This window comes from Streptomyces sp. WAC04114 (assembly GCF_019733245.1).
Classification (GTDB): domain Bacteria; phylum Actinomycetota; class Actinomycetes; order Streptomycetales; family Streptomycetaceae; genus Streptomyces; species Streptomyces massasporeus_A.
Genome location: NZ_JAIGQA010000275.1, coordinates 1 through 7,671, shown reverse-complemented (window position 1 = coordinate 7,671; position 7,671 = coordinate 1). Strand labels below are relative to the sequence as shown.

Sequence of the window (7,671 nt, the reverse complement as noted above, 5' to 3'; positions counted from 1 at the left end):
GGCGCTCGTGGCCCGCTCGGGGAAGGTACGCGCCCGTGTCCCGGCCGTACCGGCGACTGCGCGGGACACCACCGGCGCCGGTGACGCCTTCACCGGCGCGTTCCTCGCCGCCCTGCTGGCGGGCGCCAATGTGGCGTGCTGGGCGGCGCACCGGGCCGCCGCGATCCGTGCCGCGAGGCGTACGTTGCCGCGGACCGCCGCCAGATTGGCGCTCAGGGAGGCGCCGTCCGTGTGCCGCACCAGATGGTCGAGCAGGAACGGCGTGACCGCCTGCCCGGTGATGCCTTCCTCCTCGCAGGCATGCAGAGCGCCGGCGAGCACGCGCGCGTGCAGGTCCGGATCGAGCTGCTCCTCCTCGGGGACGGGGTTGGCGACGATCAGCGCCGACTCCGGCCCGCCGAGCGCGTCCTGGGCCCGCATGACGCCCGCCACCTGCTCCGGCGTGTCCAGCGTCCAGTCCACCGGATGCCCCGAGTCGGAGAGGTAGAAGCCGGGGAACCGGCCGGTGCCGTAGCCCGCCACGGCGATCCCCAGCGTCTCCAGCCGCTGCAGGGTCGCGGGCACGTCCAGGATCGACTTCACCCCGGCACACACCACCGTGATGCGCGTGCGCGACAGCAGCCCCAGGTCGGCCGACTCGTCCTGCGTCACCGTCCACTCCCGGTGCACCCCGCCGAGCCCGCCCGTCGCGAAGACCCGCACGCCCGCCTGCGCCGCCAGCAGCGCGGTCGCCGACACCGTGGTCGCCCCGCTGGCCCCGGACGCCACCGCGAGCGGCAGATCACGGTGGCCGAGCTTGCGGATCCCGTCCTCGTTCGCGACCCGCTCCAGCTGCTCCTTGTCCAGGCCGACGTGCGGGCGCCCGTCCAGCACGGCGATCGTGGCGGGGACCGCGCCCTCCTGCCGTACTGCCGTCTCCAGCTCCAGCGCGACCTGGAGGTTGCGCGGCCGGGGCAGCCCGTGCGCGATGATCGTGGACTCCAGGGCGACGACGGGCCGGCCCGCGTCGATCGCCTCCCGCACTTCCTCGGACACCACCAGCACCACGCGCCTGCCTCCTGTCAGTCGGTCAGTCGTCTTCCCTCATCTCTGGCGACCGGCGGGCCTGGCCAAACCCTTGCGGGCTGCCGGAGTGGTCACGAGCCTGGAGTACATGACGGACCACACACCACGCCTCGACCATGTCGTCCTCTGGGTGCGCGACCCGGTCTCCGCAGCCGACTTCTACGAGAAGGCCGTCGGCCTGGAGGCGGTACGGCTCGCGGAGTTCGCGGCGGGTGAGGCGCCGTTCCCCTCCGTGCGCGTCAACGACGAGACCATCCTCGACCTCATGCCGCTGAGCTTCGTGGAGCGCATGACGATGCTCCCCGGCTCCGCCGAGAGCGCCGGGCATCCGGTCAACCACGTCTGCCTGTCGCTGCCACGGGGCGACTTCGACGCCCTCCTCAGCCGCCTCGAGGAGCGCTCCGTACCGATGTCCGACCTTGCGCACGACTCCTTCGGAGCCCGGGGCAAGGCCACCCGCAGCTTCTACTTCCGCGACCCGGACGGCAACGTCTTCGAGGCCCGGCACTACGACTGACCAGGCCCGCCTCCTAGAAGAGCGGCTCGGGGAGCACGCCTTCCAGGGCGAGCAGCCTCCGCTTGGTCTCCAGGCCGCCCCCGAAGCCGCCGATGCCGCCGCCGCTCTCGACGACCCGGTGACAGGGCACCACCACCGGCAGCGGGTTGGCGCCCATCGCCATGCCCACGGCCTGGGCCGCACCCGGCTGCCCGACCCGCCCGGCCAGGTCGCCGTAGCCGACCACCTGGCCGTACGGCACGCCCGAGGCCAGCTCGCGCAGGACCTCCCGGTTGAAGCCGGAGATCAGCGACCAGTCCAGCGGCAGGTCGAAGTCGCGTCGCTCACCCGCGAAGTAGGCCTGGAGCTGGCGTATCGCCTCGGCCAGCAGCGGGGAGCCGGGCGCCTCGACGGGTTCGGTGCCCAGGCGCGCCGCCAGCCGCTCGACGGCCTTGTCCCGCACCGCGTCCGTGGCGTGGAACACGACGTTGACCAGGCCGTCCCGGCTCGCGGCCAGCAGCAACGGCCCGATCCCGCTCTCGACGACCGCCCACACGATCCGCGGCTCGGCCTGCTCTCGGCTGTCCATGTGCCCACAGTAGGACCCACCACTGACAACGCGGCCCGGCGGAACATCCGATCAGCCGCCCACGGCCTGTCGCACCACGTCCGGCCTGTTCGTGATGATCCCGTCGACCCCGTACCCGGCGACCCGCTGGGCGGTCCTCGCGTCGTCGACCGTCCAGGCGAAGACCTCCATCGGCCTGCCGTGCGGCCCGTCGAACGCCTGCACGGAGGACACGTACGCCGGGGACAGCGAGCTGTACGAGGGGTTGATCTGGTCGGCGAACTCGGCGCAGTCGAGCAGATCCGACACCGGCGGCGTCCCCAGGAGGCCCGTCTTCACACCGGGCTTCAGCTCGTGCACCGTCCGCACGCTGTCCGCGCTGAAGCTCTGCACGATCAGCCGGCCCGCCAGGTGCGACCGGTCGAGCCAGCCCTCGTTGCCGAGGACCTTCAGCGTCTGCCGTTCGATGCCCGGGTACAGCTCGGGGTTCTTGATCTCCAGGAGCAGCTTCTGGCGGTGGCGCTCCAGGCGGTGCACGAACTGCTCCAGCGTCGGCACGCGCGCGCCCGCGTACGCGGGTCCGAACCAGCTGCCCGCGTCCAGCCGGGCGATCTCCGCGGCGGTGAAGTCCTTCACCTTCCAGGGAGCCCGGCCGGGGAAGACCTCCTCGGCGTCGGTGGTGCGGCGCAGGTTGTCGTCGTGGAGGACGACCAGCTCGCCGTCCCGCGTGCGCTGCACGTCGTTCTCCACCCAGCGGATGCCCAGCTCCGCCGCTCTGTCCACGGCGGCCAGGGTGTTCTCGGGCGCGTACGCGGAGGCACCCCGGTGGGCGATGACCAGCGGCGACGTGCCGTCCTGCGTGGCACTGGCGGGGGAGACGGGGAACAGCAGGACGGCGGTCCCCAGGAGTGCGGTGGTCGAGGCGGCGACAGCGCGCGCGTGCATGCGTACTCCTCGCGACGAGCGAACGGCGACAAACATCACAGACAGCACAACTGTGACAGCAGAGGGTCAACGCGAGAGGGGCGCAGGATGGCCACACGTTGAACGGAGATGTCCCAACTCCGCTCACTGGTACCGCACAACTGCGGCAAGGCCGTGTTTCTTTGCCGGAAAGTCGTTCGACCATTCCGGTGGGGGTCATACTCTCTGCGTCAACCCTGACCGCTCACGGCGGTCCTGGGCGGGGGCGCACATCGGGAATTCCGGGACGTACAAGGGCGGGAAGGGCAGCCGCGCATGCAGGGCACGGTCGACGGATTCAGCTATGGCCTGGTCACACCCCTGGTGGCCTACTTCATGGCCTGCCTCGGCGGCGCGCTGGGCCTGCGCTGCACCACCAGATCCATGCTCGTCGCCCAGTCCTGGCGCCCCGGCTGGCTCGCCCTCGGCTCCGCCGCCATCGGCTCCGGCATATGGACCATGCACTTCGTCGCCATGATGGGGTTCACGGTCCGAGGGGCCCCGATCCACTACGACAAGGCGATGACCTTCGCGAGCCTGGCCGTCGCCATCGTCATGGTGGGCGTCGGGATCTTCATCGTCGGCTACCGGGGAGCCCGTGGGACGGCCCTGTTCACCGGCGGCACCATCACCGGCCTGGGCATCGCGTCGATGCACTACCTCGGCATGGCCAGCATGAGCCTGGACGGAAAACTGGAGTACAACACCGTCACCGTCGGCATCTCCGTCGCCATCGCCATGGCCGCCGCGACCGCCGCCCTGTGGGCCGCCGGCCAGGTCAGGGGCTTCCTGTGGAGCGTGGGCGCGAGCCTCGTCATGGGCCTGGCCGTCAGCGGCATGCACTACACCGGCATGGCCGCCCTCAGTGTCCACCTGCACGGCACGTCCGAACCCGCCACGGGCGACTCGCCCGCGAGCCTGCTCGCACCCATGCTGATCGGGCCGCTCGCCTTCCTGCTCCTCGCGGGCGTCGTGGTGATGTTCGACCCGCTGATGGTCATGGGGAAGCCCACCGTCGTCCCCGTCGAGCCCAAGCCCGGCATCCCCGCCCACACCCACGTCCGGCACTCCGCCCGCCGCCTGCGGTTCCGCCCCCGCCGCACCGTGGAGCACAGGGGCACCCGCACCCCGCAGAACCGCTGATCAGAGCCCATTGTCAGTGCGGGGTCGTACGGTGGAAGCCATGCGGCCAGTTTCAAAGATCGAACGCACGGTGGCGCCCTTCGAGGTCGTCAGCCCCTACCAGCCGAACGGCGACCAGCCGACGGCCATCGCCGACCTCGCCCGGCGCATCGAGGCGGGCGAGCAGGACGTCGTGCTGCTCGGCGCGACCGGCACCGGAAAGTCCGCCACCACCGCGTGGATGATCGAGAAGCTCCAGCGCCCCACCCTCGTGATGGCGCCGAACAAGACGCTGGCCGCCCAGCTGGCCAACGAGTTCCGCGAGCTCCTGCCGAACAACGCCGTCGAGTACTTCGTCTCGTACTACGACTACTACCAGCCCGAGGCGTACGTCCCGCAGTCGGACACCTACATCGAGAAGGACTCCTCGATCAACGAGGAGGTCGAGCGCCTGCGCCACTCCGCGACCAACTCGCTGCTCACCCGCCGCGACGTCGTCGTGGTCGCCTCGGTCTCCTGCATCTACGGCCTCGGCACCCCGCAGGAGTACGTGGACCGCATGGTCCCCCTCAAGGTCGGCGAGGAGATCGACCGCGACGAGCTGCTGCGCCGCTTCGTGGACATCCAGTACACGCGCAACGACATGGCCTTCACCCGCGGCACCTTCCGCGTCCGCGGCGACACCATCGAGATCTTCCCGGTCTACGAGGAGCTGGCCGTCCGCATCGAGATGTTCGGCGACGAGATCGAGGCGCTGTCCACCCTCCACCCGCTCACCGGCGAGATCATCAGCGACGACGAGCAGCTCTACGTCTTCCCGGCCTCCCACTACGTCGCGGGCCCCGAGCGTCTGGAGCGGGCCGTCAACGACATCGAGAAGGAGCTGGGAGAGCGCCTGACGGAGCTGGAGAAGCAGGGCAAGCTGCTGGAGGCCCAGCGCCTGCGCATGCGGACCACGTACGACATCGAGATGCTGCGCCAGATCGGCAGCTGCTCCGGCGTGGAGAACTACTCGATGCACTTCGACGGCCGCTCGCCCGGCTCCCCGCCGAACACCCTGCTGGACTACTTCCCGGACGACTTCCTCCTCGTCATCGACGAGTCGCACGTCACCGTCCCGCAGATCGGCGCCATGTACGAGGGCGACGCCTCCCGCAAGCGCACCCTCGTCGACCACGGCTTCCGGCTGCCCTCCGCCCTGGACAACCGCCCCCTGAAGTGGGAGGAGTTCCAGGAGCGCACCGGCCAGACGGTCTATCTGTCGGCCACGCCGGGCAACTACGAGATGTCCCGCTCGGACGGCTTCGTCGAGCAGATCATCCGCCCCACCGGCCTCGTCGACCCGGAGGTCGTCGTCAAGCCCACCGAGGGCCAGATCGACGACCTGGTGCACGAGATCCGGCTGCGCACGGAGAAGGACGAGCGCGTCCTGGTCACCACGCTCACCAAGAAGATGGCCGAGGACCTCACGGACTACTTCCTGGAGCTGGGCATCCAGGTGCGCTATCTGCACAGCGACGTCGACACCCTGCGCCGCGTCGAACTGCTGCGTGAACTGCGCGCCGGCGAGTACGACGTGCTGGTCGGCATCAACCTCCTGCGCGAGGGCCTCGACCTGCCCGAGGTGTCCCTGGTGGCGATCCTGGACGCCGACAAGGAGGGCTTCCTGCGCTCCGGCACGTCCCTGATCCAGACCATCGGCCGCGCCGCGCGCAACGTGTCCGGCCAGGTCCACATGTACGCCGACAAGATCACTCCGGCGATGGAGAAGGCCATCGAGGAGACCAACCGGCGCCGCGAGAAGCAGATCGCGTACAACACGGAGCGGGGCATCGACCCCCAGCCGCTGCGCAAGAAGATCAACGACATCGTCGCCCAGATCGCCCGCGAGGACATCGACACCGAGCAACTGCTCGGCTCGGGCTACCGCAATGCCAAGAAGGACGGCGGGGGTACGAAGGCGCCCGTGCCCTCCCTCGGCAAGGCGGCCGGGGCGTCCAAGTCAGCCAAGGGCAAGGGCAAGGGCAAGGCCGAGGAGACGGTGCCGACCGACCGCCCCGCGGCCGAACTGGCCGGGCAGATCGAGGAGCTCACCGCGCGGATGCGGGCCGCCGCCGCGGAGCTCCAGTTCGAGATCGCGGCCCGGCTGCGCGACGAGGTCTCCGAGATGAAGAAGGAACTGCGCCAGATGAAGGAGGCGGGTCTGGCCTGACAGCGTGCCGCGTACGCGCAGTGTTGCAAGACCGACACAAAGTGCGGACCGGGGTGGGTCGCTGTCAGTGCCCCTGCGTAAGGTGCTGGTCAACCGCGACTTCGCGGCAACAGGGGACGTTTGAGAGGGGAATCAGCGCGTGACCGTCAACATGACCAAGGGTCAGGCCATCAGTCTGCAGAAGAACGACGGCGGCAGCCTGACTGCGGTTCGTATGGGTCTCGGCTGGCAGGCGGCTCCCCGGCGCGGCCTGTTCGGCTCGCGCACGCGAGAGATCGACCTCGACGCCTCCGCCGTCCTGTTCGCGGACAAGCAGCCGGTCGACGTCGTCTTCTTCCGCCACCTGGTGAGCGACGACGGCTCGGTGCGTCACACCGGTGACAACCTCGTCGGCGGTGTCGGCCAGGGCGGCGACGACGAGGCGATCCTCGTCGACCTCGCGCGCGTCCCGGTCCACATCGACCAGATCGTCTTCACCGTGAACTCCTTCACGGGCCAGACCTTCCAGGAGGTGCAGAACGCGTTCTGCCGCCTGGTGGACGAGACCAACGGCCAGGAGCTCGCCCGCTACACGCTCGCCGGCGGCGGCCAGTACACGGCCCAGATCATGGCCAAGGTCCACCGCGCGGGTCAGGGCTGGTCGATGACGGCCCTGGGCAACCCGGCCAACGGGCGCACCTTCCAGGACCTGATGCCGGCGATCCTGCCGGTGCTCTGACGCACGGCGGGCCCCGGACCGGCGGGCCCGGCGAGCAGCACACGACTTCACACAACGACACAGGGGGACGAAGGCGATGACGGCCGAGCTGGTGCGGGGGCAGAACCACCCGCTCTCCCAGGCCCGTCTCGAGATCCGGATCTCGGCCGGTACGCCGACCGTGGCCGTGGCCGCGCTCGGCGACGAGAACGGCCGGATCCACGGCGTGGAGTGGGTGGCCCACCCGGGCGCACCCACCCAGCCGGGTCTCGAGGTCTCCCGGCAGGCCGCCGCCGACCACCGTCTCGCGGTGGATCTGGACGCCGTGCCGGAGGCCGTCCACCGTGTCAGCGTGCTGCTCGCCCTGCCCGCCGGCGGGACGGGCCCGGTCCGTTTCGGTGCCGTGGCGGCCCCGTTCGTCGCCGTCACCGGCCTCGGCGGCGACGAGGTCGCCAGCTACACCATCACCGGTCTGGAGGCCGAGTCGGCCGTCGTCGCCCTGGAGCTCTACCGCCGCCAGGACGCCTGGAAGGTGCGCGCCGTCGGCC

At 70.5% G+C, this 7,671-nt stretch carries 7 protein-coding genes and 2 pseudogenes; 6 read left to right on the top strand and 3 right to left on the bottom strand.

The genetic code is table 11. From position 1 onward, the window contains the following. Positions 1-128 (top strand): annotated as a pseudogene (locus K4G64_RS40850) (PfkB family carbohydrate kinase); the annotation flags it as partial. Positions 129-153: 25 nt separating this feature from the next. On the opposite strand, the pseudogene K4G64_RS37515 reads toward K4G64_RS40850, so the two are convergent. Next, positions 154-1,047 (bottom strand): annotated as a pseudogene (locus K4G64_RS37515) (pseudouridine-5'-phosphate glycosidase); the annotation flags it as partial. A 106-nt stretch (positions 1,048-1,153) separates the two neighbouring features. On the opposite strand from K4G64_RS37515, the gene K4G64_RS37510 reads away from it, so the two are divergent. Further along, positions 1,154-1,582 carry a VOC family protein gene (locus K4G64_RS37510; protein ID WP_221760344.1) on the top strand — a complete coding sequence of 143 codons (429 nt, stop codon included), beginning with the start codon at positions 1,154-1,156 and terminating at the stop codon, positions 1,580-1,582. Between the two features lie 13 nt (positions 1,583-1,595). Here K4G64_RS37510 and K4G64_RS37505 read toward each other — a convergent pair whose 3' ends face one another. Further along, entirely contained in the window at positions 1,596-2,150 is a 555-nt protein-coding gene (locus tag K4G64_RS37505) for a methylated-DNA--[protein]-cysteine S-methyltransferase (RefSeq protein ID WP_221760343.1), read from the bottom strand. A 51-nt stretch (positions 2,151-2,201) separates the two neighbouring features. After that, positions 2,202-3,074: a glycerophosphodiester phosphodiesterase family protein gene (locus K4G64_RS37500; RefSeq protein WP_221760342.1), complete on the bottom strand. Its 873-nt coding sequence runs from the start codon at positions 3,072-3,074 to the stop codon at positions 2,202-2,204. A 294-nt stretch (positions 3,075-3,368) separates the two neighbouring features. Here K4G64_RS37500 and K4G64_RS37495 point away from each other — a divergent pair, with 294 nt between their 5' ends. The 4 genes from K4G64_RS37495 to K4G64_RS37480 form a co-directional block, all read left to right on the top strand. Continuing rightward, positions 3,369-4,235, top strand: a complete 867-nt coding sequence (locus K4G64_RS37495) for an MHYT domain-containing protein (RefSeq protein WP_221760341.1) — start codon at positions 3,369-3,371, stop codon at positions 4,233-4,235. Positions 4,236-4,275: 40 nt separating this feature from the next. After that, positions 4,276-6,426, top strand: coding sequence for an excinuclease ABC subunit UvrB (uvrB, locus tag K4G64_RS37490; protein ID WP_221760340.1), 2,151 nt, complete (start codon positions 4,276-4,278; stop codon positions 6,424-6,426). A gap of 139 nt (positions 6,427-6,565) precedes the next feature. Then, a complete protein-coding gene (locus K4G64_RS37485) occupies positions 6,566-7,144 on the top strand; it encodes a TerD family protein (protein ID WP_031109141.1) in 579 nt (192 codons plus the stop codon). 76 nt (positions 7,145-7,220) lie between these two features. Beyond that, a partial coding sequence (locus K4G64_RS37480; RefSeq protein ID WP_221760339.1) for a TerD family protein occupies positions 7,221-7,671 on the top strand: 451 nt, incomplete at its 3' end.